Annotated in this window: 28 protein-coding genes and 1 pseudogene; 15 read left to right on the top strand and 14 right to left on the bottom strand. The window is 60.8% G+C overall.

The window, feature by feature from the left end:
- Window positions 1–33: 33 nt before the first annotated feature.
- From groL to FD715_RS10100, 3 genes are all read left to right on the top strand, one after another.
- Window positions 34–1,674 (top strand): chaperonin GroEL, encoded by a 1,641-nt coding sequence (gene groL, locus FD715_RS10110; RefSeq protein ID WP_147109026.1) that lies wholly within the window; start codon window positions 34–36, stop codon window positions 1,672–1,674.
- 378 nt (window positions 1,675–2,052) lie between these two features.
- Entirely contained in the window at window positions 2,053–3,810 is a 1,758-nt protein-coding gene (locus FD715_RS10105) for an ABC transporter ATP-binding protein (protein WP_147109024.1), read from the top strand.
- A gap of 201 nt (window positions 3,811–4,011) precedes the next feature.
- Entirely contained in the window at window positions 4,012–4,557 is a 546-nt protein-coding gene (locus FD715_RS10100; RefSeq protein ID WP_147109021.1) for an AAA family ATPase, read from the top strand.
- 4 nt (window positions 4,558–4,561) lie between these two features.
- Here FD715_RS10100 and FD715_RS10095 read toward each other — a convergent pair whose 3' ends face one another.
- A complete protein-coding gene (locus FD715_RS10095) occupies window positions 4,562–4,996 on the bottom strand; it encodes a MarR family winged helix-turn-helix transcriptional regulator (protein ID WP_147109018.1) in 435 nt (144 codons plus the stop codon).
- Window positions 4,996–5,289, bottom strand: coding sequence for a putative quinol monooxygenase (locus FD715_RS10090; RefSeq protein WP_147109015.1), 294 nt, complete (start codon window positions 5,287–5,289; stop codon window positions 4,996–4,998). Before FD715_RS10090 ends, FD715_RS10095 begins: the two co-directional genes overlap by 1 nt.
- Before the next feature lie 99 nt (window positions 5,290–5,388).
- Here FD715_RS10090 and FD715_RS10085 point away from each other — a divergent pair, with 99 nt between their 5' ends.
- Window positions 5,389–6,237 (top strand): DMT family transporter, encoded by an 849-nt coding sequence (locus tag FD715_RS10085; RefSeq protein ID WP_147109012.1) that lies wholly within the window; start codon window positions 5,389–5,391, stop codon window positions 6,235–6,237.
- Here the strand turns inward: FD715_RS10085 and FD715_RS10080 are convergent.
- A complete protein-coding gene (locus FD715_RS10080; protein WP_147109007.1) occupies window positions 6,203–6,655 on the bottom strand; it encodes an NUDIX domain-containing protein in 453 nt (150 codons plus the stop codon). The two genes, FD715_RS10085 and FD715_RS10080, sit on opposite strands and share 35 nt — an antisense overlap.
- Before the next feature lie 70 nt (window positions 6,656–6,725).
- On the opposite strand from FD715_RS10080, the gene FD715_RS10075 reads away from it, so the two are divergent.
- Window positions 6,726–7,496: an alpha/beta fold hydrolase gene (locus tag FD715_RS10075; RefSeq protein ID WP_147109004.1), complete on the top strand. Its 771-nt coding sequence runs from the start codon at window positions 6,726–6,728 to the stop codon at window positions 7,494–7,496.
- Window positions 7,477–8,628 carry an alpha-D-ribose 1-methylphosphonate 5-triphosphate diphosphatase gene (locus FD715_RS10070; RefSeq protein WP_147109001.1) on the top strand — a complete coding sequence of 384 codons (1,152 nt, stop codon included), beginning with the start codon at window positions 7,477–7,479 and terminating at the stop codon, window positions 8,626–8,628. Before FD715_RS10075 ends, FD715_RS10070 begins: the two co-directional genes overlap by 20 nt.
- Here FD715_RS10070 and FD715_RS10065 read toward each other — a convergent pair.
- Both FD715_RS10065 and purE read right to left on the bottom strand, forming a co-directional pair.
- Window positions 8,625–9,692, bottom strand: coding sequence for a 5-(carboxyamino)imidazole ribonucleotide synthase (locus FD715_RS10065; protein ID WP_147108998.1), 1,068 nt, complete (start codon window positions 9,690–9,692; stop codon window positions 8,625–8,627). The genes FD715_RS10070 and FD715_RS10065 overlap by 4 nt on opposite strands.
- Window positions 9,685–10,179: a 5-(carboxyamino)imidazole ribonucleotide mutase gene (gene purE, locus FD715_RS10060; protein ID WP_147108996.1), complete on the bottom strand. Its 495-nt coding sequence runs from the start codon at window positions 10,177–10,179 to the stop codon at window positions 9,685–9,687. The genes FD715_RS10065 and purE overlap by 8 nt, the downstream gene beginning before the upstream one ends.
- A 137-nt stretch (window positions 10,180–10,316) precedes the next feature.
- On the opposite strand from purE, the gene FD715_RS10055 reads away from it, so the two are divergent.
- Entirely contained in the window at window positions 10,317–10,676 is a 360-nt protein-coding gene (locus FD715_RS10055) for a hypothetical protein (protein WP_147108993.1), read from the top strand.
- Here the strand turns inward: FD715_RS10055 and FD715_RS10050 are convergent, their stop codons facing one another.
- A complete protein-coding gene (locus tag FD715_RS10050) occupies window positions 10,677–10,901 on the bottom strand; it encodes a YdcH family protein (RefSeq protein ID WP_147108990.1) in 225 nt (74 codons plus the stop codon).
- Window positions 10,902–11,058: 157 nt separating this feature from the next.
- Between FD715_RS10050 and FD715_RS10045 the strand changes: the two genes are divergently transcribed.
- Together FD715_RS10045 and FD715_RS10040 are read left to right on the top strand one after the other, a co-directional pair.
- A complete protein-coding gene (locus FD715_RS10045) occupies window positions 11,059–11,469 on the top strand; it encodes an Hsp20 family protein (RefSeq protein WP_147108987.1) in 411 nt (136 codons plus the stop codon).
- A 3-nt stretch (window positions 11,470–11,472) separates the two neighbouring features.
- Window positions 11,473–11,697: a DUF1150 family protein gene (locus FD715_RS10040; RefSeq protein WP_147108985.1), complete on the top strand. Its 225-nt coding sequence runs from the start codon at window positions 11,473–11,475 to the stop codon at window positions 11,695–11,697.
- Between the two features lie 410 nt (window positions 11,698–12,107).
- Here FD715_RS10040 and FD715_RS10035 read toward each other — a convergent pair whose 3' ends face one another.
- The 4 genes from FD715_RS10035 to FD715_RS10020 all read right to left on the bottom strand — a co-directional run bounded on the left by FD715_RS10035 (window position 12,108) and on the right by FD715_RS10020 (window position 16,258).
- Window positions 12,108–13,421: a TRAP transporter large permease gene (locus FD715_RS10035; protein WP_147108982.1), complete on the bottom strand. Its 1,314-nt coding sequence runs from the start codon at window positions 13,419–13,421 to the stop codon at window positions 12,108–12,110.
- The gene (locus FD715_RS10030; protein ID WP_147108979.1) at window positions 13,418–13,939 is read right to left on the bottom strand and encodes a TRAP transporter small permease; all 522 of its coding nucleotides are present in this window, start codon (window positions 13,937–13,939) and stop codon (window positions 13,418–13,420) included. The genes FD715_RS10035 and FD715_RS10030 overlap by 4 nt, the downstream gene beginning before the upstream one ends.
- A 72-nt stretch (window positions 13,940–14,011) precedes the next feature.
- On the bottom strand, window positions 14,012–14,986 hold the full coding sequence (locus FD715_RS10025; RefSeq protein WP_147108977.1) for a TRAP transporter substrate-binding protein: 975 nt from the start codon (window positions 14,984–14,986) through the stop codon (window positions 14,012–14,014).
- Between the two features lie 33 nt (window positions 14,987–15,019).
- Complete coding sequence (locus FD715_RS10020; protein WP_147108974.1) at window positions 15,020–16,258, bottom strand: FAD-binding oxidoreductase; 1,239 nt, start codon at window positions 16,256–16,258, stop codon at window positions 15,020–15,022.
- Window positions 16,259–16,449: 191 nt separating this feature from the next.
- Here FD715_RS10020 and FD715_RS10015 point away from each other — a divergent pair, with 191 nt between their 5' ends.
- On the top strand, window positions 16,450–17,124 hold the full coding sequence (locus FD715_RS10015; RefSeq protein WP_147108972.1) for an aspartate/glutamate racemase family protein: 675 nt from the start codon (window positions 16,450–16,452) through the stop codon (window positions 17,122–17,124).
- A 183-nt stretch (window positions 17,125–17,307) separates the two neighbouring features.
- Here FD715_RS10015 and FD715_RS10010 read toward each other — a convergent pair whose 3' ends face one another.
- The 3 genes and pseudogenes from FD715_RS10010 to FD715_RS22505 form a co-directional block, all read right to left on the bottom strand.
- Window positions 17,308–17,886, bottom strand: a complete 579-nt coding sequence (locus FD715_RS10010; protein WP_147108969.1) for a calcium-binding protein — start codon at window positions 17,884–17,886, stop codon at window positions 17,308–17,310.
- A gap of 62 nt (window positions 17,887–17,948) precedes the next feature.
- Window positions 17,949–18,260 (bottom strand): annotated as a pseudogene (locus tag FD715_RS23030) (calcium-binding protein); the annotation flags it as partial.
- Window positions 18,261–18,337: 77 nt separating this feature from the next.
- Entirely contained in the window at window positions 18,338–18,535 is a 198-nt protein-coding gene (locus FD715_RS22505; protein ID WP_189799458.1) for a hypothetical protein, read from the bottom strand.
- A 350-nt stretch (window positions 18,536–18,885) separates the two neighbouring features.
- On the opposite strand from FD715_RS22505, the gene FD715_RS10000 reads away from it, so the two are divergent.
- The 5 genes from FD715_RS10000 (at window position 18,886) to FD715_RS09985 (ending at window position 22,852) form a co-directional block, all read left to right on the top strand.
- Window positions 18,886–19,632, top strand: a complete 747-nt coding sequence (locus FD715_RS10000; RefSeq protein ID WP_147108962.1) for a hypothetical protein — start codon at window positions 18,886–18,888, stop codon at window positions 19,630–19,632.
- Between the two features lie 45 nt (window positions 19,633–19,677).
- Window positions 19,678–21,141 (top strand): ATP-binding protein, encoded by a 1,464-nt coding sequence (locus FD715_RS09995; protein ID WP_189799457.1) that lies wholly within the window; start codon window positions 19,678–19,680, stop codon window positions 21,139–21,141.
- On the top strand, window positions 21,138–21,392 hold the full coding sequence (locus FD715_RS22775; protein WP_255450642.1) for a response regulator transcription factor: 255 nt from the start codon (window positions 21,138–21,140) through the stop codon (window positions 21,390–21,392). Before FD715_RS09995 ends, FD715_RS22775 begins: the two co-directional genes overlap by 4 nt.
- Window positions 21,356–21,859, top strand: coding sequence for a winged helix-turn-helix domain-containing protein (locus FD715_RS22770; protein WP_255450641.1), 504 nt, complete (start codon window positions 21,356–21,358; stop codon window positions 21,857–21,859). The genes FD715_RS22775 and FD715_RS22770 overlap by 37 nt, the downstream gene beginning before the upstream one ends.
- 123 nt (window positions 21,860–21,982) lie before the next feature.
- Complete coding sequence (locus FD715_RS09985) at window positions 21,983–22,852, top strand: PhzF family phenazine biosynthesis protein (RefSeq protein ID WP_147108958.1); 870 nt, start codon at window positions 21,983–21,985, stop codon at window positions 22,850–22,852.
- A gap of 48 nt (window positions 22,853–22,900) precedes the next feature.
- Here the strand turns inward: FD715_RS09985 and FD715_RS09980 are convergent, their stop codons facing one another.
- Window positions 22,901–24,976: a bifunctional sulfate adenylyltransferase/adenylylsulfate kinase gene (locus FD715_RS09980; protein WP_147108955.1), complete on the bottom strand. Its 2,076-nt coding sequence runs from the start codon at window positions 24,974–24,976 to the stop codon at window positions 22,901–22,903.
- Window positions 24,977–25,099 lie beyond the last annotated feature (123 nt).

Below are 25,099 nucleotides of genomic sequence, written 5' to 3'. Positions count from 1 at the left end.
TCTCTTTCACGACATTCTCATAGGAGACTACCAATGGCTAAGGACGTCAAATTCGACACAGATGCCCGCGGGCGCATGCTGACCGGCGTGAACATTCTGGCTGACGCCGTCAAAGTGACACTGGGCCCCAAAGGCCGCAACGTGGTGCTCGACAAATCCTTTGGCGCACCCCGCATCACCAAGGACGGTGTATCGGTTGCCAAGGAAATCGAACTGGAAGACAAGTTCGAAAACATGGGCGCGCAAATGGTCAAGGAAGTGGCCCAGCGCACCAACGACGAAGCGGGTGACGGTACCACAACCGCAACCGTGCTGGCGCAAGCCATCGTCAAAGAGGGCATGAAGTCGGTTGCCGCTGGCATGAACCCGATGGACCTCAAGCGCGGTATCGACATGGCAACCTCGAAAGTGGTCGAAGCCATCAAAGCTGCGTCGCGTGAAGTGAACGACAGCGCCGAAGTGGCGCAGGTCGGCACCATCTCCGCCAACGGCGAAGCTGAAATCGGCCAGCAGATCGCAGACGCGATGCAAAAGGTCGGCAACGAAGGCGTCATCACCGTCGAAGAGAACAAAGGCCTCGAAACGGAGACCGACGTTGTCGAAGGTATGCAATTCGACCGCGGCTACCTGTCGCCTTACTTCGTGACCAACGCTGACAAGATGACCGCCGAGCTCGAAGACTGCATGATTCTGCTGCACGAGAAGAAATTGTCGTCGCTGCAGCCGATGGTTCCCCTGCTCGAGTCCGTGATCCAGTCGCAAAAGCCGCTGCTGATCATTGCGGAAGACGTCGAAGGCGAAGCGCTGGCAACTCTGGTTGTCAACAAGCTGCGCGGCGGCCTGAAAATCGCGGCTGTCAAAGCACCCGGCTTCGGCGACCGCCGCAAAGCCATGCTGCAGGACATCGCGATCCTGACCGGTGGCCAGGTGATCTCCGAAGATCTGGGCATGAAGCTCGAGAACGTGACCATGGACATGCTGGGCACCGCCAAGCGCGTTCAAATCACCAAGGACGAGACCACCGTGATCGACGGCAACGGCGAGAAGGCGGAGATCGAAGCCCGCGTGACGCAGATCCGTCAGCAGATCGAAGAAACCACCTCGGACTACGACCGTGAGAAGCTGCAAGAGCGCGTTGCCAAACTGGCTGGCGGTGTTGCTGTGATCCGCGTCGGCGGCATGACCGAAGTCGAAGTGAAAGAGCGTAAGGACCGCGTCGATGACGCCCTGAACGCAACCCGTGCTGCTGTGCAGGAAGGTGTTGTTGTCGGTGGTGGTGTTGCGCTGGTTCAGGCTGCCAAATCGCTGGACGGCGTCACCGGTGAGAACAACGACCAGAACGTTGGTATCTCGATCGTGCGCAAGGCCATCGAAGCGCCTTTGCGCCAGATCGCCGAAAACGCCGGTGTCGACGGCGCCGTTGTGGCGGGCAAGATTCGCGAAAGCGACGACCTGTCCTTTGGCTTCAACGCGCAGACCGAAGAATATGGCGACATGTTCTCCTTCGGCGTGATCGACCCCGCCAAGGTGGTTCGCACAGCCCTGCAAGACGCCGCATCCGTGGCATCGCTGTTGATCACCACCGAAGCCATGGTCGCTGATAAGCCTGCCAAAGAAGGCGCAGGCGCACCCGGCGGCATGCCCGACATGGGCGGCATGGGCGGCATGATGTAAGTCATCCCGGACGGCCGTCGGCCGCTCCACAAAACATGACGAGGGGCTGTCCATCGGGCAGCCCCTCTTCGTTTGTTGGCACGTCCAAGCGTTGACGCTTCCCGCAGAGGTTGAGCGGGTTTTCGCCAACGGAAATTGCACTGCGTGACATCGCTTGACCAAGCCGTGTGCGCCACCGTAGCTAAAACCCAGCGACACCCAAACCAAAGGAGGGCGAACATGATTTTCGAAATGCGCACCTTCTTGGCGGGCACTCACCTACGAGTACCATCCTGACCCAATAGGGCCTTTGCCCTGTACGTCAGTCGCTGCGTCCAACACCCGGACACCCCAAAAATCTTTACATCTGAGGCACGGGCTCACACCCGTGATCATTTCATGTCTCTGCTGTCCTCCAATGGCGCCATTGCGCGCGTTCTGTCCTTCGCCATCCGCCTCTGGGGTCGCCATCCCGGCCTTGTTGCGGCGATCCTCGGCCTTGTGCTGCTGTCGACGGCGGCGGATGTCACGATCCCTGTCATCACCGGTCGTCTGGTGGCCGCCGTGTCCGAGGGTGTATCTCCTTGGATGCCCTTTGCGACGTTGCTGACGCTTGGTGTCGTGTCCATCGGGGGCAAGATCCTAAGCTATTTTGCAATCATTGCCCTGACCGTGCCGACCATGCGCACGGCGGAACAAGAGGCGTTTGCACGCGTGCAGCGCCTGCCTGCCGATTGGCACGCAAACGCATTCGCCGGCTCGACGGTGCGGCAGATCACGCGCGGGGCCTGGGCGCTCGATGACATGGCCGACGTGTTGCTTTTGGCCCTCTTGCCGTCGACCCTTGTGTTGCTGGGCACCATCGGCACCTTGGCGGCCTTTCGCTGGGACATCGGGCTCGTCGCAGCACTGGGCGCTGCCGTGTTCCTGGGCCTGTCGCTCACTTTGACGCTGACCTGGGTGGCACCCGCTGCACGGCTGTCAAACGCACAGGACAGCCGCGTGTCGGGCGCACTGGCTGACGCCATAACGTCGAACCCCGTGGTGCGCGCGCACGCAGGCGAGGCACGCGAGGACACACGGTTGGGGCAGGTCCTGTCGAAATGGGCGCACCGCACACGGCGCACATGGCGGCGCGGCACGTGGTCCGGTTTGGTTCAGGACAGCTCGCTCTGGATCCTGCGGGCGGCCGTGCTCGGTGGTGCACTCCTCGCCTTTGTTCAAGGCGCGGCAGGCGCGGGCGAGATCGCCTTTGTTGTCTCGGCCCTCGGCATGATGGACGGCTACTTGCGCCAGATGGGCAATCATGTCCGCACGCTGCAGAAGTCGATCAACGACGCCGAAGAGTTGGTGGATTTGATGGCTACCACGCCGGAACAGGAGGTCGTGCATCAACCGGCACAGGCGCTGCCAGCGCGCGCGGCTGCGCTTGCCTTTGACAACGTCACTTACGGCTATGCAGGAGCGGCGACGCCACTTTTCGTGGACCTGAACGTCTCGATCCCTGCGGGACAGAAGGTTGGGCTTGTCGGGCGGTCTGGCTCGGGCAAGACGACCTTTGTCAAGCTGATCCAGCGGATCCACGAGGTGACGGAGGGTGCTATCACGCTGGGCGGAGTGAACATCGCGCGAGTGCCGCTGAACGAGCTGCGCCGCCACATCGCGCTTGTGCCGCAGGAGCCGGTGTTGTTTCACCGCTCGCTGGCCGAAAACATCGCCTATGCTCGACCTGGCGCCACGCCAGAGGAGGTGCGCGAGGCGGCGGAACGAGCCGGGGCGGCCGGGTTCATCTCCACCCTGCCCAAGGGCTACGGTACCGAGGTGGGCGAGCGTGGCGTTAAACTGTCCGGCGGTGAGCGCCAGCGTGTCGCCATTGCGCGCGCCTTCCTGTCCGACGCGCCCGTGCTGGTGATGGACGAGGCGACATCATCGCTCGACTCTGAGGCTGAAGCGCGTGTGGCCGAGGCTGCCGAGCGGCTGATGGAGGGGCGTACGACGCTCGTCATCGCGCACCGGCTGGCCACGGTCGAGCGGATGGACCGCATCCTGGTCTTCGATCAGGGCCGTATCGTCGAGGACGGCATGCCCGCTGAATTGCTGGCGCGCAAGGATGGCCTCTATCGGGCCTTGCGTCAGCGGCAGACATTGGCCGCATAACCACAAAACAGTGCGGCGCCAGGGATAGTCCCGGCGCCGCGCAGCCCCGTCGAGCGGCGCATCTTCAAATGCCGCGATAGATACAGAAAGCCATTTCCGAATGTCCAAGCAGCCCTTCGACATCGCCGCTACAATGCGGGCGTTCGCCCAACGCGCCCGGTGTGTCTTGCCACCGTCCCACCTTTGCCGCACGGTTTCGCCATGCAGCGTGTGATGATTATCGGACAACCTGGATCGGGAAAATCTACCCTTGCACGGCATTTGGGCGACATAACCCATCTGCCCGTGGTGCATATTGATATGATCCACTGGAAATCCGGCTGGGTCGAACGTGCAGCGGCGGAAAAGTCGAAAATGACACTTGATGTCATTGCACGCCCCACTTGGGTCTTTGAAGGGGGGCACAGCCGGACGTGGCCCCAGCGGCTTGAACGGGCCGACACGCTGATCTGGTTGGACATGCCGCTTGGCCTGCGTCTGCGCCGCGTCCTGTGGCGCACGTTAAGGGACTATGGTCGGGTGCGGCCCGACCTGCCAGAAGGTTGCCCCGAGCAATTCAGCGCCGAATTCCTGTCCTATATCTGGCGGACCCGGAACACGAGCCGGGCCGCGATGCACGCACTGTTTGACAGCGCACCGGCAGACAAGACGAGGTACCATCTGACATCGCCAGCATCCGTCCGCCGCTTCTTGGAGGGTTTGTCAGAGGCGGTGGCCATTGGCAATCTAGGCATTCCACACCGCTAGCTCGTTACATATCGGCGGCGTGCAGTTGCTGGAAGTATCCCGGCAAAAGCTGATCAAATCGCCGCTGGCCGTCCGGCGTCAGTGACAATTGCGTTTGCCTGCGGTCGGCTGGCTGTGACGTTGCCGGTCCGATCAGCCCCTTGTCCGCGAGGCTGCCCAAGGCTTTGCTGAGAACCGGTTTCGAGATGTCGAGCCGCGCCGCGATCTCTGCTGCCGACAGGCTGGCGCGGTCCGGTTCCCGTACGATCATCATCATGGCAAGGAATTGCGTCTGTGACAGGCCGTGTCTGCGCAAATAGGCTTCGATGTTGCGCAACAGCACGCTGGCCGCGCGCAAGCGGGTGAGGACGGTCAGGATATGTGTCGGGGACACGTCAGGCAGGTCGGCTGTTACGCCTGCGATCATGTCCTCATCCGGCAACTCCTTGAGAAAAAACATCAGGCCGCGCGCCGCATCCGCACGATCTGGACAGTTTCTGCCAGCCACTTTTCGTAGGCAGCAAAGACGTCTTGCACGTAGACCTGCGCATAATGTGCCTCGAGTGCTGCCTCGTCTGTCCAGTGTTCGACCAGGTAGAGGGCGTCGTCATTGCCCGCATCCACGTTCAATTCAAAGCGCTGGCACCCTGGCTCTGACCGTGTCGCGGCAAGGATGCCCTCGATCGCGGCAAGCGCTTCGGCCCGGTGTTCGGGTTTGGGGCGAATCGTGGCGAAAATGCTGAGCTCTGACATGAAGATCTCCAATTAGTTAGCATAATAACTATATGGGCAATGCCATGGATTCTCAACCCCGCACTTGGCGTCGCAAACCCGGAAGGATAAGGGACAGGAATGCGCCTGATCCTGTTGACCTGCCTAACGATGATCGCCTTTGCATCGAACTCCGTCCTGAACCGTATGGCGGTGGATGGCGGTGGCATTGACCCGTCGAGTTTTGCCATGATCCGGGTGCTGGCAGGCGCAGTGGCGCTGTGCATGATCCTGACAGTGCGGGGCGGGGGGCTGCCAATGCTGCACCGCGACCGGATTGTCGGGGCCTTCAGCCTCGCCGCTTACATGATCGGGTTTTCGCTGGCCTATGTCACGCTGGATGCCGGGCTGGGCGCGCTGATCCTGTTCGGCACCGTGCAGGTCACCATGTTTGGCTGGACCGCGTTGCGCGGCGGACATTCAACCGTGCGGCAACTCACGGGGGCAAGCATCGCTTTTACGGGCCTGCTGATTGCTTTGTGGCCTGATGACACCTCGGGCGGAGACATCGTGGGCGCAGCGCTCATGGTCGTGGCTGGGCTTGGCTGGGCCGCCTACACTCTGGTGGGCAAACGCGCAACCGACCCGCTTGCAGCGACGGCGGCCAACTTCGTCTGGACGCTACCGCTTCTGGCTCTGCTGCTTTTCGGCACCAATCTCCACGCCGCGCCGTCAGGTATAGCGCTTGCGATCCTGTCAGGGGCGGTTACCTCTGGCCTGGGCTACGCATTGTGGTACAGCATCTTGCCGCGCCTGACGCCCCAAACTGCAGCCGTTCTACAACTCAGCGTTCCGCTGATCGCCATTGCGGCGGGGGCGCTTCTGCTGGGCGAGGCGTTGTCGTTCACTCTCGCGCTTGCATCTGCCCTTGTTGTCGGCGGCATTGCGGTCGCCGTCACCGCATCAAGGGCTCAAGCGGGTCATAGCTGACACCCGTCGCTCCAAACGCCACAGCGCCCAGACTGTCTGGTTTGTGCGGGACGCGCGCCAACTCCTCTGGCGTTAGCCACCGGCGCTCTGTCACGACCGCCTCGGCATCGTGCCATACTTCGGGACGCAGAGTGCCCGGCTTGACGGTGCAGCGAAAGAACACCTCGACCTGATGAAACTGGCTGGGGGCGTCGTGATATTCGTTCACGAGGCAGGGCGGCCCAACCTCAATCGTCAACCCGGTCTCCTCAAACACCTCGCGCGCCAGATTCGCAGGCAGGCTGCTGCCCACCTCCGCTCCGCCACCGGGCGCGCACATCAGATCGCTCTTGGCGGTGTGCCAGGCGTTGACCATCAACAACCTCCCGTCCTCGACGATGACAGCACGGACAGCAATGCGGGGAGATTTCGGGCGCATGATCACACCTTTGAGTGAAAGACGAAGCGTTACCATTCCATAGCGGGCCAGAGAAAGCTATCTCAAGAACATGAGATGGATCGCCGCCCTTGTCTTTGCACTCATGGCCAGCACCGCGCGCGCTGATTGCGTTGTGCTCCTGCACGGCCTTGCGCGGACCGAAGCATCGCTTCTGGTGCTGGAACAGGCCCTGTTGAACGATGGCTACCGCGTGGTGCGGCCCGGCTACCCTTCGACCACTGAAACGGTCGAAACACTCGCGCTCGACGTGATGCCGCGTGCGATGGAGGCGTGTGGCGAGGACACCGTCCATTTCGTCACGCACTCCATGGGCGGCATCCTCGTGCGCTACTGGTTCGCAAACACGGCCGTGCCGGACAACCTGGGCCGGACTGTCATGCTGGCACCTCCCAATCGTGGCAGCGAAGTGGTGGATGAACTGGGCGACCTGGAAGCGTTCGGGTGGTTCAACGGTCCTGCCGGTCGCCAGCTTGGCACTGGTCCCGCGAGCCTGCCGCGCAATTTGCCGGGGGTGACATATCCGGTCGGGATCATTGCAGGAGAACAATCCCTAAACCCCTACTTTTCCTCGCTCCTGCCGGGGCATGACGATGGGAAGGTGTCGGTCGTTGCCACCCCGGTGGCAGGCATGACCGACCACCTCGTGTTGCCGGTCACGCACACCTTCATGATGAACAACCCGAATGTGATTGCACAGGTCCTGAACTTTCTGGAAAACGGGGCCTTCGACCGGGACTTGCGCTGGGTCGATGCGGTGCTTGAGCAGTTGGGCTGTCCCGAAGGCGACTGCCTGACGGGAAATGAAGATGATCGAAATTGAACTGACCGGGGCCGAGGTTTTGATGCCATCGGGCATTGAGGCGGCAACCCTGTCCTTGGCCCAAGGTCAGATCGCGGACGCGCCGGCGGGGCGTGCTGTCGATCTGACAGGTTACCGTATCCTGCCCGGCATCATCGACGTGCATGGCGACGGGTTCGAACGCCACATGGCCCCGCGCCGGGGCGCGATGAAGCAGATGAACGAAGGGATCGCGGCCGCGGAGGCCGAAATCGCGGCCAATGGAATCACCACAGCTGTCCTGGCCCAATTCGTCAGCTGGGAGGGCGGGTTGCGCGGGCTCGACTTTGCCAATCAGGTCTTTGACGCAATGCGTGCCACACGCGAGGACGTCGTCACTGATCTGCGCCCGCAATTGCGGTTCGAGACACATATGCTCGAGCTCTATGACGACCTTCCCGCGCGCATTGCAGACTGGCAGGTCGAATATGTTGTCTTCAACGATCACCTGCCGCATGACCGTCTGGCGCAAGGGCGCAAACCACCGCGTTTGACGGGGCAAGCACTGAAAGCCGGGCGCAACCCGGATGTGCATTTCCAGATGCTGCTCGACATGCACGCGCGCGGCGGCCACGTGCCTGCAGCGCTCGACGCGCTGTGTAAAGCGCTTGCGGAACAGGGCGTGCGACTGGGCAGCCATGATGACCATACGACCGGTCAACGCGCGACCTGGCAGGCGCGCGGCGCACATGTGGCTGAATTCCCTGAAACGCTTGAGGCGGCAGAAGCCGCGAAGACAGCCGGCGACCTCGTGGTGCTGGGGTCTCCGAACGTGGTCCGGGGCGGATCGCACAAAGGCAACGCATCCGCCCTCGACCTGATCGCCATGGGGATCTGCGACGCCATTGCGTCCGACTATCATTACCCATCGCCGCGCCGTGCGGCGCTGATGCTGGCCAAAAGCGGTCTGATGGGGATCGAAGGGGCATGGGCGCTGGTGTCATCCGGGCCTGCCGCTGTGCTGGGTCTGACAGACCGGGGCACGCTCGAACCCGGCAAGCGCGCCGACCTCGTGATCCTCGATGACCGCGACCGCGTTGCCGCCACCATCTCGGGCGGGCGGGTCAGCTATATGACGGGCGACATCGCACAGCGGTTCGTCGCCGCGGCCTAACCGACCACGCGGTTCACGTGGCCCATCTTGCGACCGGGCCGCGCTTCGGCCTTGCCATAAAGATGCAGGGCCGCCGCAGGCTCTTTCGCAAGCTCCGATACACGGTCCATATCGTCGCCGATCAGGTTCTCCATCACCACATCCGCATGCCGCTTGCCGTCGCCCAGCGGCCAACCGGCGACCGCGCGGATATGCTGTTCAAACTGGTCCACGACACAGCCATTTTGTGTCCAGTGGCCAGAGTTATGAACGCGCGGGGCGATCTCGTTCACGATCAGGCCCTGCGCCGTGACAAACAGCTCAACGCCAAGCACGCCTACATAGTCCAGCGCATTCAGGATGTTGGCGGCCAGCAAGACCGCATCTGTCCGTTGGCTGGCACTCAGCCGTGCAGGCACTGTCGTGGTGTGCAAGATGCCGTCGCGGTGCACATTCTCTCCGGGATCAAAGCAGGCGACCGACCCGTCTGCGCCACGCGCTGCAATAACAGACACCTCATGGCTGAATTCCACGAACCCTTCTAGAATTGCGGGCGCGCCCTGCATCTCGGCCAGCGCCGTCTCCGCCCCGGTCGGGTCCATGATCCGGGCCTGTCCCTTGCCATCATACCCAAAGCGCCGCGTCTTCAGGATGGCGGGCGCGCCGATCTGAGGCAGGGCCGTGGCCAGCGCGGCCATGTCCGGCACATCGGCAAATGGCGCTGTCTTAAGTCCCAGCCCTTGCAGAAACTCCTTCTCCACCAGACGGTCCTGGCTGACTCGCAGCGCTTCGCGCCCCGGCCGGATCGGCGCATGGTCTTCCAGCGCGTCCAGCGTCAGGGTTGGGATATTTTCGAACTCGTAGGTGACCACATCGACTGTGGTGGCAAAGGCGAAAAGCGCATCGCTGTCCTCGTAGGGCGCGGTGGTCACCAGATGCGCCACATCGCCTGCGGGCGGCAGATCTGACGGGTCGAAGATATGCGTGCGAAAGCCCAAACGGTTGGCGGCCACGGACAGCATGCGGCCCAATTGGCCGCCACCCAGGATGCCGATGGTCGCGCCCGGTGCCAGCGGTTCAGTCATCGCTGGGCACCTCTGGGATGGACGCCGATAGCGCCTCGCGCCACGCCTCAAGTCGCGCGGCCAGTGCGTCGTCGGACACTGCCAGAATACCCGCCGCCATCAGGCCAGCATTGGCGGCTCCCGCAGCCCCGATGGCCATGGTCGCCACAGGAAACCCCCGAGGCATCTGCAGGATGGAATAAAGGCTATCGACGCCGCTCAGCGCTTTGGTCTGTACCGGCACACCGATAACAGGTACCCGCGTTTTGGATGCCATCATACCCGGCAAATGCGCCGCACCGCCCGCGCCCGCGATAATCACCTTTAGGCCCCGGTCTACTGCCGTCTTGCCATAGTCCCACAACCGATCCGGAGTGCGATGCGCCGACACGATCCGCGTCTCATAGGGTACCTCAAGCGCATCCAGCATCTCGGCGGCCTCGCGCATCGTGGGCCAGTCGGACTGGCTGCCCATGATAATGCCAACGGGGGCAGGGGGTTGGGTCATGTCGTGCGGCCTTCAAGGTCAGAAAGCGCGCACTATAGCCAGATCAGTCTGTGGGGCAATGGGCAGGACCGGTGTTTCATTTGACACTATGCTGCGCTGCGGCAAAGCTGGCGATATTGATCACAGGAGATTTGACCATGATGACCCCCTTCGACGTCTGGGCGCCCATGTTCCGTGCGCCCTTTTCCGGCGATGTGACCCAGGAAATCGTCCCGCGCATCCTATCGCCGGACATCGCTGGCGCGCCCGAGATCGAGGCCAAGATCCATACCGACGTGGCCAGCTACGGCACCCAATTGGGCAAAGTGCTCGATGCGCTTCAGATCTTGGCAAAAGCAACCAAAACGGATCTGCCGGAGATCGACAAACTGGTCGCGGATATCAACACGATCAAAGATCAGAGCAAGGAGACGCTGCGTGCAGATGCAGAACGGGCTCTTGCGCGGCTCAGATCAGTGGATGAAGACGGCTGGCGCGCGCTCACACGTGCTGATTGATCAGGCGATGATGTCTGGGGTCAGCCGATCCTCGATGAGCGCGATTTTGTCCTTCAGCATCAGCTTTTTCTTCTTCAGCCGCCGGATGGTCAGCTGGTCGCCTGTGGCTTTCTCCTGCAGGGCCAGGATCGCTTCGTCCAGGTCCCGATGCTCACGCCGGAACACCTCAAGCTCAACGCGCAACACCTCATCCGTCTTCATGGAGATGTCCGAAGGTGCATTCATGGCGCGATTCCAAGCAATTGCGGAGCCTTTAATATAATCGCAACGCTGCGATACGCCTAGACCTTGTTCCGGCCAAGGTTTCTGCCCATATTTATCGTACCCGTCGCCGCACGCAGGGGCGGGTACTGACTGTCGCTTGACCAAAAGGACGTGTCGCATGACGAAGATGACCCTTGCCTCATACCCCCATATGCTGGGGTTCGAGCAACTGGAACGGCTGCTGGAACGCACCGCGAAAAGCGCCGAAGGCTATCCGCCGTTCAATATTGAGCAGACCTCGGACCATTCTTACCGGATCACCCTGGCCGTTGCCGGATTTGCCGAAAATGACCTGTCGATCACTGTGGAAGACCGCCAACTGGTCATTCGTGGCCGGCAGGGCGAAGACACGCAGGAGCGTGTATTTCTGCACCGCGGCATTGCCGCTCGGCAATTTCAACGGAGCTTTGTGCTCGCTGACGGCGTTGAGGTCGGAGAAGCTGTGATGGAAAACGGTCTCCTGCATGTCGATCTGACGCAGGCCAAGCCCGAAACAATCGTCCAGACGATCAACATTCGGAAAGGATAAGTCATGAACACACCCTTTGATTTGAACGCCGATGTGGGCCGGATGGTCTATGTCAAAGCCATTGATGTAGAGGCACTTCCCCAAGAAGTGCAGGAGCAGGCCGAAGGGCTTGACCAGCTTTTTGCCGTCCACGATGCCGAAGGACAGCAACTGGCGCTGGTTGCCGACCGCAAACTGGCGTTCGCTTTGGCGCGGCAGCACGACTACGCCCCGCAACCGCTTCACTAGCGGTCACGCGGGGCTACACTCGCTCGGAAAGGCGATGTCTGCGTGTCGCGCATTGTGTTTGCGCGCGCGCAGGATTGTCGTGACCAGAAAACATGAGATTCTGGCGTGCCTTCATATCACAGATCGGGCAAGCTGTATTTCGGAACACAGGACAAAATCCAAATTCGCCGCAATCATGTGCACGCTCGTTCTTTCTCAAGGCGCGATTTGAGGATCGAGATTTTTGTTAAGTTTGGGTGTCGCGAATTCAACCAAGTTGCGCGCAGAAACTGAGAAACTGTAGTGGTCGGTCGGTCCGGCAGATCTGGCCAAGAGAGGAATGAACGGTCAGCGTCATTCCGGGCGCAACTGCGAGGCCATTCGACGGTGGGAAAAGCTTCGAAGGAGTTGTCGGTCAGACAGCAAATTCCTCACGGGCTTTGTCGAATGTTGTCCGGCAACCATGTGGCGATGTCTGGGACCGCGATCAGCACAAAGACCATCAACACCATGATCAGGAACATCGGCAAAGCTGCTTTGGTGATGTATCCCATTTCGTGGTTCGTCATGCCCTGCAGCACGAACAGGTTAAACCCGATGGGTGGCGTGATCTGCGCCATTTCGACAACCACAACAACGAAGATCCCGAACCAGATCAGATCAATGCCCGCGTCACGGACCATAGGCTCGACCACGGCCATGGTGAGCACCACAGCCGAGATGCCGTCCAGGAACATGCCGAGGATGATGTAGAATACCAAAAGCGCCATTAGCAGTTGGAAACGGCTGAGTTCCAGAACCGCGATCCAGTCGGCCAAAGCCCGAGGAATACCAGTAAAGCCCATGGATTGTTTCAGGAATGCAGCGCCCGCCAGAATGAGTGCAATCATGGCCGACGTCCGCATCGCCCCCATCAGCGAGGCTTTGAAGCTGCCCCAGGTGAGCGAGCGCTGAGACGCCGCCAGCAGCAGCGCACCAATGACCCCGATCGCTGACGCTTCGGTTGCGGTTGCATAGCCCATATACATGGAACCAATCACCACAAGGATCAGGGCAAAGACGGGGATCAGGAACCGCGAGTTGCGCAGCTTTTCGGCAAATCCCATCCCTGTTTCGACCTTCGGGTTCCAGGTTCGGGATGTTTTGGACACGATAGCCACATAGGCCATGAACATCAGCGCCAGGATCAGTCCGGGAAAAACACCTGCAAAGAACAGCTTGGTGATGCTTTCATTGACGGTCACGCCATAGACGATCAGGGCGAGCGATGGCGGGATCATCAGGCCCAGCGTGGCCGCGCCCGCCAGGGTGCCGATCACCATATGTTCGGGATAGTCGCGCGCGCGCAGTTCCGGGATCGACATTTTGCCAACCGTCGTGAGCGTCGCAGCGGACGACCCGGATACGGCGGCAAAAACGGTACATCCCACAATGTTGGTGTGGACCAATCCGCCCGGCAGTCGCGCCAGCCAGGGCGACAATCCGCGAAACATGTCCTCGGACAAGCGCGTCCGAAACAGGATCTCGCCCATCCATATGAACATGGGCAAGGCGGTCAAGGTCCAGCTCGAGGACGAGGCCCAGATCTCGGATACCATGTTGGCACCCGTCTGAAGGTTTTTGGTGGTCAGGAATTCCGAGGCGAACCACGCCGCGCCGATCAAGGATAAGCCCACCCAAAGGCCCGAGCCCAGCAACAGGAACAGGACGGCGATCAAGATGAGAGTGATGGAAACAACGGTCATTCTGCGTGGCTTTCGACAGTGTCGCGGAGCACACGATGCTCGCCCCGCAAAATCAGGTGCAGCAGGTTGTCACACAGGCAGAGTGTCAGCAGCCCGCCGCCAATCACCATCACTGATTGCGGGATCCACAGGTGAACGGCATCCTGCCCTTGGCTGATCTCGTTGAACCGCCACGAGAAATGGACAAACTCATAGGCGAAATAGGTGAAGTAGGCGGCAATGGCGGTGCCCAAGCCGAAACACCAAAGCTCCATGGCGTATTTGATTTTGACCGGAACAGCATTCAACAGGATGGACACCCTGATATGCGCGCCGCGCCCAAGGGCATTGGCAAAGGCAAAGAACGAGGCCGCCGCCATCGCGTAGCCTGCGTAGTTCGGCGCGCCCGGGAACACTTCGCCCGTCCAACGGGCCAGCATTTGCAACACGATCAATCCAAGAATGGCGATCAGGCAGAATGCGGCGCATAGACCGCTGAGGCCGTAGAGAAAATCGAGAATGCGCCGCAGCGTCGCCATGGCTGGCCTCCGGATTGAATGCTTGTCTGAAAACGGCGGCCCCGCATGTTCGACGGGGCCGCCGCTGCGCGATCAGTTCGCGGCGTTGAACGCTTCGATGATCGCGGCACCTTCTTCGCCTGCGGTCTCCAGCCATTCTGCGGCCATCGTCTCACCAATGCCTTTCAGTTCTTCGACAAGCGTGTCGCTGGCTGGCCCAACGTTCATCCCGCCAGCGGCCAGGCCATCCATGGTGAACTGCGTATATGCGATGGCTTTCTCAAGCCCCGCGGCGGCTGCGGCATCTGCGCAGCCAGTAATGATCGCCTTGTTCTCGTCCGAGACATCGGCCCAGACTTCGGAATTCACCATGATCGAGTTGCGCGGCAACCAGGCGTTCACCTCGTAGAAGTGCGACAGGCTTTCCCAGACTTTCCGGTCATAGCCCGTGGCCCCCGATGATACCATCGACTCCGCAACCCCTGTCGCAAACGCCTGGCTGATTTCGGCGGCTTCGATTGTGACAGGCAGCATGCCGGTCAGTTCGGCCAGTCGCGCGGTCGTCGAGTTATACGAGCGGAACTTGACGCCCTCCATGTCAGCGACGGCGTTGACCTCCTTTTTGAAATAGAGGCCCTGGGGCGGCCAAGGGACAGAATAGAGCAGCGTCAGGTTCTGTTCCGCCAACACCTGTTCAATGGTGGGGCGCGCAATCTCGGCAAGTGCTTCCGCATCGTCGAAAGAGGTCGCCAGAAACGGCACGTTGTCATAGGCGAATACGGCGTCTTCATTGGCATGGGCCGACAACAGCCGTTCGCCAATCGGAACCTGCCCGGTCTGGATGGCACGTTTGATGTCTGAGCCACCAAACAGCGACCCGCCCGGATGCGTGGTAATTGAAATTGCGCCACCGGTGCCGTCGGTCACGCAGGCGGCAAACTCGGCGGCGTTTTCCGAATGGTAGTTCGATGCGGAATACGCCAACGGCATGTCCCAGTTTTCCTGCGCCATCGCTGGCAAGCTGACGGATGCAAGCGCAATCGCGGTCATAGTCAGTTTAAGTGTCATGAGGGTCTCCCTTACTGGTTTTGGTTATGTGTGTTATGCAAATCGTGCCGGTGCGTAGGGTGTCAGATCAAGGTTTGGCATCGCGCCGCCGATCAGTTGCGCCAAAAGGCGTCCCGTTTTCGGCCCTCCGGTCAGCCCGATATGGTGATGGCCGAAGCCGGTGAAGATGCGGGAGGCACGCACCTCTCCGATCAGGGGAAGGGAATCCGCGGGGGCAGGGCGATGCCCTTGCCATTCCACCTCGTCCTCCCACGTCATGTTCGGGAACGCGGCCTTGGTGTGGCGGCGCAGGAAATCGAAGGGGGCCTTTGATGGACCAGCCTCAAGCCCGCCAAATTCAAGGATCCCTGCGCATCGCACACCGTCGCGCATCGGCGTCGCCACGAACTTGCCCGCGGCCAGCATCATGGGGTGATCGGGTCCGTCCCGGGCACCTTTGAATATGATATGATACCCCCGCTCAGTTTCCAGCGGCACCTTGATCCCAAGGCGCTGCATCAACGGTTTTGACCATACACCGGTTGTCAAAACCGCGGCATCGCCCGCAACGGGCCCCTTGTCGGTCAGGACAGCGCGAAAGGTACCACCGACAAGCTCGAAATCGTGCACAGACGCCTGTAGGAACGCGCCTCCAAGGGTCTCCACTTCCTTACCCAAAGCCTGAACATACCCGCCGGGATCCAGCACAAACCCATGATCCTTCAGCGTCGCAATGCACGTGATGTCTTCTGCCAAGTTGGGTGCATAGGTCCGCGCGGCCTCCCCCTCTCGCAGAACGGGCACAAACCCGTGTTGGGCGCGCAGATCCCAGGCGTATGCATCGGCATCAAAGTCCGCGCGTGACCGGTAGGCATAGGAATAGTCGCTATCGGCCAACCAGGTTGCAGCGGCTGTGCCCTGCGCAAGCGCACGATGCTGGGCGATGGCATCCGTCACAATCGGTGCCAAACCAGATGCAATTCGGCGTGTCGCGGCATCGTTGGCAAAGGAAAGGTACTTCGTCAGCCACGGCAAAAGGCGCGGCAGGTATCGCCAGCGCAGAAACAGTGGCGCGTCGGGATCAAACACCATGCTGGGTGCCTTGCGGGTTAGACCGGGAACGGTAACCGGCACCATGGCCGCGGCGGCCAGCACCCCACCATTGCCATGGCTCGTCGCGCCGCCCCAGCCAATGCGATCTATGACCGTAACCCGAAGACCGGCACGCAGCAGCCAAATCGCGGTGCTTGCCCCAACGATCCCTGCGCCGATGACAATAACGTGCCGTGTCATCTGTTCCTCACTTGCATTCCGGCAGAATGCCGCAGTGATCCCACACGTCAACATATAGTTAACCGACCGCGACGTGGACTCAGTGCCGCTTTGAGACGCCTACGAAATATGCCGTCAGAACGTGCAGACAGACACCTCGCGCCCATGCCGCGCCGCTTGAAAAGCGGCACGCGCTCTGGCTTGGTTCCGTCATGATCGGAATCCTGATGCTCGATACGGCCTTCCCACGGTTTTTAGGGGACGTGGGTAATCCGGAAAGCTTCACCTTCCCGGTCACCTACGCCGTTGTGCCCGGCGCGACGCCGCACGCCATTGTCTGCAGCGATATCGAGCCGTGGGTAGAGGCGTTTATTGCGGCGGGCCGGGATTTGGTGTCGCAAGGCTGCACAGCCCTGACCACGACCTGCGGTTTCCTGACCCTGCTGCGCGATCGGGTAGAGCGGGAAACGGGTGTTCCCGTGGTGTCATCGGCGTTGGAATTGATACCAGGCCTCATGGCAAGGGGACGCAACCCGGGCATTCTGACCATATCGTCCGCGTCTCTGACGCCCGGCCATCTCGACGCGGCAGGGGTGCCCAAAGCTGTCCCAATTCAAGGTGTGGACGGCAGCCATTTTGCAACCGCCATTCTCGAAAATCAGACCCGGCTCGATGCGCATGTGTCGAGACAAGACTTGGTCGCCGGTGCGCAAGCACTCGTCAAATCCCATCCAGACTTGGATGTCGTCGTCCTCGAATGCACCAACATGCCGCCTTATCGGGAAGCAATAGAAGCGGAGACCGGGCGGCACGTCGTGTCGATTTTGGACGCCGTCAACGCTCTGCACGCCGAACACGTGAAAAAGAGCGGCAGCCTAGCCACATAAGCTGCCTCGCGGGCGAATTGCATGGTGGTGCTGGGATCCATAACGGGCCACTTCGCTTGTACCAATGCTATGCCATTCAGACGCAGTGGTGGGGTCCGTGTTCATCCGTCCCCATACACAACGAGGTAGAACTTGTGAAGAGCGACGCGAAAGCCGCTCCTCGCGATGGGCAAAGCGGGCAGGTCAGACCGCAAAGATGTCGTCCGCGATCAAATCGGCATGCCCGTTCAGGGGCACATGCGCATCGGCCCCGGTGCCGTATTCGTCCCGCAGGTAGACCATCGTCGCTTGTCCCCATTGGTCGTGCTGGATGTGCTCAAAATACACCTCAGCGCCCTCACCATCCGAGAAGCCTGACTGCAACCCGGCAAAGGGCGCAGGCCCAAACCCTTCGAACACCAAAACGTCGGTGCCCGTCTCAAAGTCGAGGATCACGTCGGGGTCGTCACTTGCGTTTGTATCGAAGATGGCACAGTGGAAGACATCGGCCCCGGCGCCGCCTGACAATATGTCCCCGGCGTCCAAATCATCAGTGCCGCCATAGATCACGTCGTTTCCGCCGCCGCCAAAGATGATGTCGGATCCGGCTCCGCCTCTGAGTACATCGTTGCCAGCCCCGCCGTCCAGGATGTCGTTCCCGACGCCGCCGGTCAGACGGTCTGCACCACTGCCACCAAAGATCAGGTCGTCATCGTCGCCGCCATGCAGGGTGTCGTCCCCGGCATCCCGCTCCAGCGTGTCGTTGCCTTGCGAACCGCCCATGATATCTTCGCCAAGGCCACCTTGGAGCCGATTGTCGCCGTGTCCCCCTGAACGGTGTCATTGCCACTTTTGCCCACAAGCAGGTCATTTCCAAAGCCGCCATTCAGGAAGTCGTCACCCGAGCCTCCGCTCAGCGAATCCGCCCCGTAGTTTCCGTACAGCGTGTCATCGCCCGAACCGCCTTGCACAATGTCGTTGCCGTACCCGCCTTGGATGACGTCATTGTCTGTGCCACCGCTCAGCATGTCGTTTCCGTTTCCGCCGAACATCTGGTCATTGCCGCTGCCGCCAAAGCCTCGGACATCGCCGTCGCCAAGGAACATGAGGTCGTCGCCCCAAAGCCCATAGGCCCAGTCGGATTGCCGGTCGCCCACATAGACGTCGACATTGGTCCACTCATACCAATAGGCCTGACCCGACTGGATCCCACCGCCGATCAGAGAGGGTATGATCACCTGAAAACAGGTGTGCTTTCGACGGTCCAGGTCGAAGCAGTTGCCTCGCTGCGTGTCTGTGCGCTCCAGGAGTTGAAGTGTTCCAGCCACGTGTCATGGCCGTCACGGCTCGTAAGTTCAGCGTCACCCACAGGAATAAAATCAAATTTGGCTGCTTTGCTGTTGAAAGGCAGGTTTTTCATAAATCTCTTCATTGTCTTTCCTCGAAGGCTGGCCGCGCTTCAAATCCGCGTCAGCCGTTGGTTCTCGAGCGTTTCCCGCCCATCGGTTTTGTCACGGTGAGGATTTGATGCGGGTCCGGGCTCTGGAATGTTTGACCCGTCCGGGCCCCGCCTTTGAAACCGGAGCATCTGCACCGGCAGCGGTACGATAACGGTCGCGCTTGTCACTCTGATTTCGGGAAAGGTAACTGTTGTGTCTGCGGACCCAAGGACGGGACGCGTTGGATACAAATGATACAAAAAACCGTCTCAAACCGGAGGCGCATTCATACTCGGCTAGGAGCGACGCTCGGAACAGCACTGTTCGGCTGAGGGTGTCATGGATGGACGATTTCAAAACCGCTGCGGTCGCAGATGCGCATCAGGGTGCGTTTGCTGCGGCGTGCGAACATCTCGATCACGGGTTTGCACTGTTTGGCCCTGCGGGCGACGCCGTGATCATGAACAATCGGTTCCTCGCCGCTTTCCCGCAAACTGCCGTTTGTGGGACGGGTCTTGCATCGCTCTCGCAGATGCTGATTGCGGCTCTGGGCCAACGTCAGGCCGATACGGTTCTGGAGGGGCTGGACACCGCACGGCGGCGGTGCGACTTCGGCTTTGCCTCGGAGATCAAAACCCAGGATCGTCTGAGCGGGCCGCATATCCTGAAACTCTTTGCACAGCCGGACGGCTACACATCGGCGACGTTGACCTCATTGATAACAGCGCCGCCGGCGCGGCGCAGTGCGCGCGCGCTTTTCGGGGATGCGGTCGACAATGTGAATTTCGGCGTGGCCCTGATTGATGAAGAGCACCGACTGATCTTTGCCAACAAGAAGTTCCGCGCGAATTGCGATCCCAATGATGAGCTTTTGATCCCAGGCCACACGATGCGTCAGATCCATTCGGACGCAATCCGAACCGGGCTTTTCCCTGTGCCGGAGGGGTGGCCACCAGCCGCCCTGCTCGACTTGCTGGACACGTTGATCACGACGAATGCGCGGGACTTTCCGGTGTCGAACAACCATGGCTCTGCCCTGGTCGGAAATGTCTATGGTACGGAATTCGGCGGTCGTATCCTCACGATCTAGGACCTGACCCAGGACCGGCAGGCGGAAAAGCTGATGGTGTCCGCCATGGCGCGTCTGCCGGTCGGTGTCGCGATCGAAGATGCGCAGGGCCAGTTCACCCATTGCAATGCAGCGTTTGCGGCCCCCTACGGCCTGACACCCAACGCCTCGATCGCGATGTCACCCGAAACACGCATGGCCTACCTCGCGCCGCAACTCGTCTCGGTCGACAACGACACGACCCATGGCGATTTGGGGCTGGCGTTTCGCGAGGCGATCCTGCGCCAACGAGAGGACCTTCACCCATTTGAAGTGCGCTTCAAGACCGGGCAGCATTTCCTTGTTGAACGGGCGAAGACCGACAGTGGCGGTCGGGTTGTCGTGGTGACAGACGTCACCGCCCTGAAAGACGCAGCAACCCGCAACCTCGCGGCTGTGACGGATGCGGTGCAAAGTCTGGATATCGGCGTTGTCCTGTTCGACAAGGACCTGAAGATCCTGCTGAGCAACGAAAAGTTCGATGACATCTTTGTATCCGAAGACGCCCCCGTACGTCTTGGAGATCACGCAATCACTGCTTTTCTGCACCAACTTGATGCGGGCATTTACCGAATCCCCGAGGGCGTGACCAAAGATGAATATGCGGCGCAGATCGAGAGGTTGGTCGAGAAAAACTCGTCCAATGTTCCGCTTGAATTCACGGATGGACGGTATGTGCTCGCCTCATGCCACAAGACCCGTCTCGACGGGTATCTGCTGTCCTACATCGACATGACCGAGCAGCGCGTCATAGAGGACGAGCTGACCCGCCAACGCGAAATCACGCATCAGAAAGAGCGGTTGTCTGCCTTGGGTGAACGTCTCGCCAGCATGGCGCACGAGTTGAGAACCCCGCAGTCGATCATAGTGGGCTACACGCATATGCTGGACGAACAGGTTGACGATCCTGTCCTCAAGCGGCGCGTGGAGTCGATTGCCGATGCGGCTGACCGCAGTGCCCGGATTGTGGAAATGTTCCTGGACATGGCAAAGGAACAGCCCTTTGAAAAACGGCCCTGCGACCTGAATGACATTGCCGCCAGCGCGCTTGATGTTGCCGAAAGCGGGCTGGAACCGGACACCGACGTTCAAGTGACTTTTGCTGAGGGGCTAAGCCCCATGGCAGGCGATGCGGATCAGCTGATCCAGGTTATTTACAACATCGTCATCAACGCCCAGCACGCGATCCAAGGAACCGATCATCCCGGTGTTTTGACCCTGCGCACGCAAGAGGACAGCACCAACGATCGGGCCATTGTTATTGTTTCGGACAACGGCCCGGGCGTCCCGTTGGACCTGCGTGGCCGCGTTTTTGAACCGTTGTTTTTGACAAAGGATGTTGGCGAGGGGACAGGCATGGGCCTGGCTTTGTCCCATCGCATCGTGACCAGCCATCAGGGAACAATCACAATCGGTAAAAGCAGCCTGGGCGGTGCCCGCTTTGAGGTCCATTTGCCGCTGGCGCAGCACAGCGGTTCACAGGAGGCATGATGTTGGACACAAAACCGGCCCGGATCCTGATTTGCGATGATGAGCCGCGGTTGCGAGAGATGGTCAGCGAGTATCTGTCAGAGCGCGGGTTTGACGTAAGTGAGGCGGCAAACACGCAAGAGCGTGCAGCAAGAAACAAGACGGATCGGCCCGACCTGATCCTGTTGGACATCGACATGCCCGGGGGGGCGACGGCCTGTCGGCTTTGCGGGACATGCGCGCCCATTCAGACGTCCCCGTCATCACGCTGACCGCGGCCGTAGATGTCGTGGATCGCATCGTGGGATTGGAAATGGGCGCCGATGAGTACCTCCGCAAACCGGTTGATCTGCGCGAGTTGGAGGCGCGCATCAAAACCGCACTGCGTCGGCAAGGTGGGTCCGCGACCGGCCGTGCAAGTGCCACGCGCCGTCTTGAAACTGTTCCGTTCGGACCATGCCAGTTGCACCTCGATAGCGCACGCCTGTTCGGCCCGGAGGGCCAAGAGATCCCGATCACGGCCATGGAATTCGACCTCCTTCAACTGTTCCACGAGAACAAGGGCCGCGCGCTGAGCCGCGATCAGATCCTTGAACGCGCGCACAAAAAAGGCTGGGCCGCCTTTGACCGCTCCATTGATCTCAGGGTGTCCCGTCTCCGACGCAAGATCGAGACCAATCCGTCCAAGCCGCAGACAATTCGAACAATCCGGGGCGTCGGCTATGTTTTCGAAGGGTAGCGCGCCTCAGGTTCCGTGCACCAAATCGAGATATGTAGCCGCATGCCTCTACGGGGTCTTAAACCACTGTAGTATCCCCCGTAAAACGATGCATGAAATAGCTTGGGGGCCAGTGAAATGACCATGTCCTTCGACGTCGACTGGGTTGACGCCTTCACAGATTGCCCCTTTGGCGGCAATGGGTGCGCTGTCGTGCATCGTGGCGCGGGCCTGGATGATGCCACATGCATGGCCTTCGTCCGTGAAACGTCTCTTGTCGAATGCACCTTCACCGGTCCGTCGGACGTGGCCGACATCCGCGTCCGCTACTTTCTGGCCAGTCGTGAAATCCCGTTCGCGGGCCACCCCACAGTCGCCACCGTGGCTGCGATGCGGCACCGTGGGTTGATCCCGGATGGCGCGCTGACACTCGAAACCGGTGCGGGCGTCGTGCCGGTTGAGGTGTCAGGCATGTCCGTGCGCATGACGCAGGTGGCACCGACATTCGGCGCAAAACCTGATCCGGCGCTTGTCGCCGCTGTCGGTGGGCTTACTGCCCATGACATCACCCACCCACCGCGCGTGACCTCCACAGGTTTGCCGTTCACCATCACCGTGCTCAAGGATCGCGCGACCCTCGAACGTGTCCGTTTCGACATGGACGCCTTCCGCCTCTATCTGGATGCGCTGGGCGTCCACGGGACCGACGTGATGGAGCCGTTCTGGTGCACCCGCGAAGGCGCAACCGATGCAGGCGACACCTTTGCCCGGCTGCTGATGGCCCCGCCCAGCCCGGCAGAGGATCCGTTCACCGGCTCGGCCACCGGTGCGATGGCAGCTTACCTGTGGTCCGAAGCGTTGATCGAAAGCCCGACCTTCGTGGCCGAGCAAGGGCATGGTCTGGGCCGTCCAGGGCAGGCGAGAGTCGAGGTGCTGGGGCCGCGGGACGCCATTGCGGGCGTCGTGGTCGAAGGGCAGGCCCATGTGTTGATGAGCGGCACGCTCCATCTATGAAAAAGGCGCACCCGAAGGTGCGCCTTACGATTGGTCAGTTGCCGTCGCTTATTGAGCGGCGATCAGGCCCATGCTTTCCAGCTTCAGCAGGACCTGATGGGCACAGTTGTCCACGTCGACATTCTCGGTCTCGACGCTCAGCTCGGGGCTGGCGGGCACGTCATAGGGATCGGAGATGCCCGTAAACTCTTTGATCTTGCCTTCGCGCGCCAGCTTGTAGAGACCCTTGCGGTCACGGCGTTCGCACTCCTCGATGGACGTGGCGACGTGCACTTCGACAAAGGCACCAAAGGCTTCGATGTCTTCCCGCACAGCCCGCCGCGTGGTCGCGTAGGGCGCGATGGGCGCGCAGATCGCGATGCCGCCATTCTTCGTGATCTCGGACGCGACATAGCCGATGCGGCGGATGTTGAGGTCGCGGTGCTCTTTCGAGAAGCCGAGTTCCGACGAAAGGTTCTTCCGTACGATGTCACCATCGAGCAGCGTCACGGGGCGGCCACCCATCTCCATCAACTTGACCATCAGCGCGTTGGCGATGGTGGACTTGCCGGAGCCGGAGAAGCCGGTGAAGAACACGGTGAAGCCCTGCTTCGAACGCGGCGGTTTGGTGCGGCGCAATTCGGTCACAACCTCGGGAAACGAGAACCACTCGGGAATCTCCAGACCTTCGGCCAGACGGCGGCGCAGTTCGGTGCCCGAGATGTTGAGGATGGTCACGTTGTCCTTGTCCGCGATCTCATCCGCAGGCTCGTACTGGGCGCGCTCCTGCACATAGACCATGTGCTTAAAGTCGACCATTTCGATGCCCATTTCTTCCTGATGCTCACGGAACAGGTCCTGCGCGTCATAGGGGCCATAGAAATCTTCGCCTGCGGAGTTCTTGCCGGGGCCTGCGTGGTCGCGGCCCACGATGAAGTGGGTGCAGCCGTGGTTTTTGCGGATCAGGCCGTGCCAGACCGCTTCGCGCGGGCCAGCCATGCGCATCGCGAGGTTCAGCAGCGACATGGAGGTGGTGGCCTGCGGGTACTTGTCGAGGACGGCCTCGTAGCAGCGCACGCGGGTGAAGTGATCGACGTCGCCCGGCTTGGTCATGCCCACGACGGGGTGGATCAACAGGTTGGCCTGTGCTTCGCGGGCGGCGCGGAAGGTCAATTCCTGGTGCGCGCGGTGCAGCGGGTTGCGGGTCTGGAAGGCCACGACCTTGCGCCAGCCCATCTTGCGGAAATAGGCGCGCAACTCGTTCGGGGTGTCGCGGCGGGCGCGGAAGTCGTAGTGCACGGGCTGCTGGATGCCGGTCACCGGGCCGCCCAGATACACATCACCGGCGGTGTTATGCAGGTAGTTCACGGCAGGGTGTGCGCTGTCATCGGCACCAAAGACCATCTTCGCTTCATGCGATTTGTTCGGCGTAAACCGGTCGGTGACGGTCATGGTGGCGAGGATCACGCCTTCCTGATCGCGCAGGGCAATGTCCTGACCAATCTCCAGGCTGTCCGCGAATGCGTCATTGACATCCAAGGTGATGGGCATCGGCCACAGCGCGCCGTCGGTGGTGCGCATCGTGTCCACGACGCTGTTGTAATCTGCTTCGGTCAGGAACCCTTTCAGCGGGTTGAAACCGCCATTCATCAGCAGCTCCAGATCGCAGATCTGGCGCGGCGTCAGATCCCAACTGACCAGCTCGGCCGCTTCCATCTTCATTTTCTGAGCGCTGTCATAAGAGACAAAAAGCTCGGGGATCGGAGCGAGATTGTTTTCCATCAATTTGGTCCTGTGTTTCAGGGGGTTTAACCCGGACGTGGTGCCGGTCAATTCGGCAAAAAGGGCGTCATATTCCGCGAACTTGCGGGCGAGGAACTGATCGGTGAGCCGGTTCTTCTCTCCGGCCCCCCGCGTTGTGAGCGCATATGAGTAGCGTTGTCGCTTGTCCGGCCCGTCCATGTCCTGGACCCGCACGAACCCTGCAGCAGTCGCCTGGCGCAAGAGCGCATTCAGACGGCCCAGCGACACACCGATGCTTTGCGCCATGGCACGCTGCGATGCGCCCGGCGCCTCGTCGAGCTGGCGAAGCAGGCGAAAGAGCTGGTCGTCGGCTTCCGGATTGGGTTTGGGCGCGGCGGACATGGTGAGGTTGGTCGAAGGACTCAAGTTGCGTTCACGCGTGAACATATGTCACCAAAAATGTGTTCATGAAAGAACAAACTTTATCGCAAGGCCGATTTCCGCGCAAAGCGCCCATGCGCCCTG

The organism is Tateyamaria sp. syn59, assembly GCF_007995245.1.
Lineage (GTDB): Bacteria > Pseudomonadota > Alphaproteobacteria > Rhodobacterales > Rhodobacteraceae > Tateyamaria.
The sequence above is the reverse complement of the archived record's forward strand: the minus strand, read 5'-3'. Positions and strand labels throughout refer to the sequence as shown.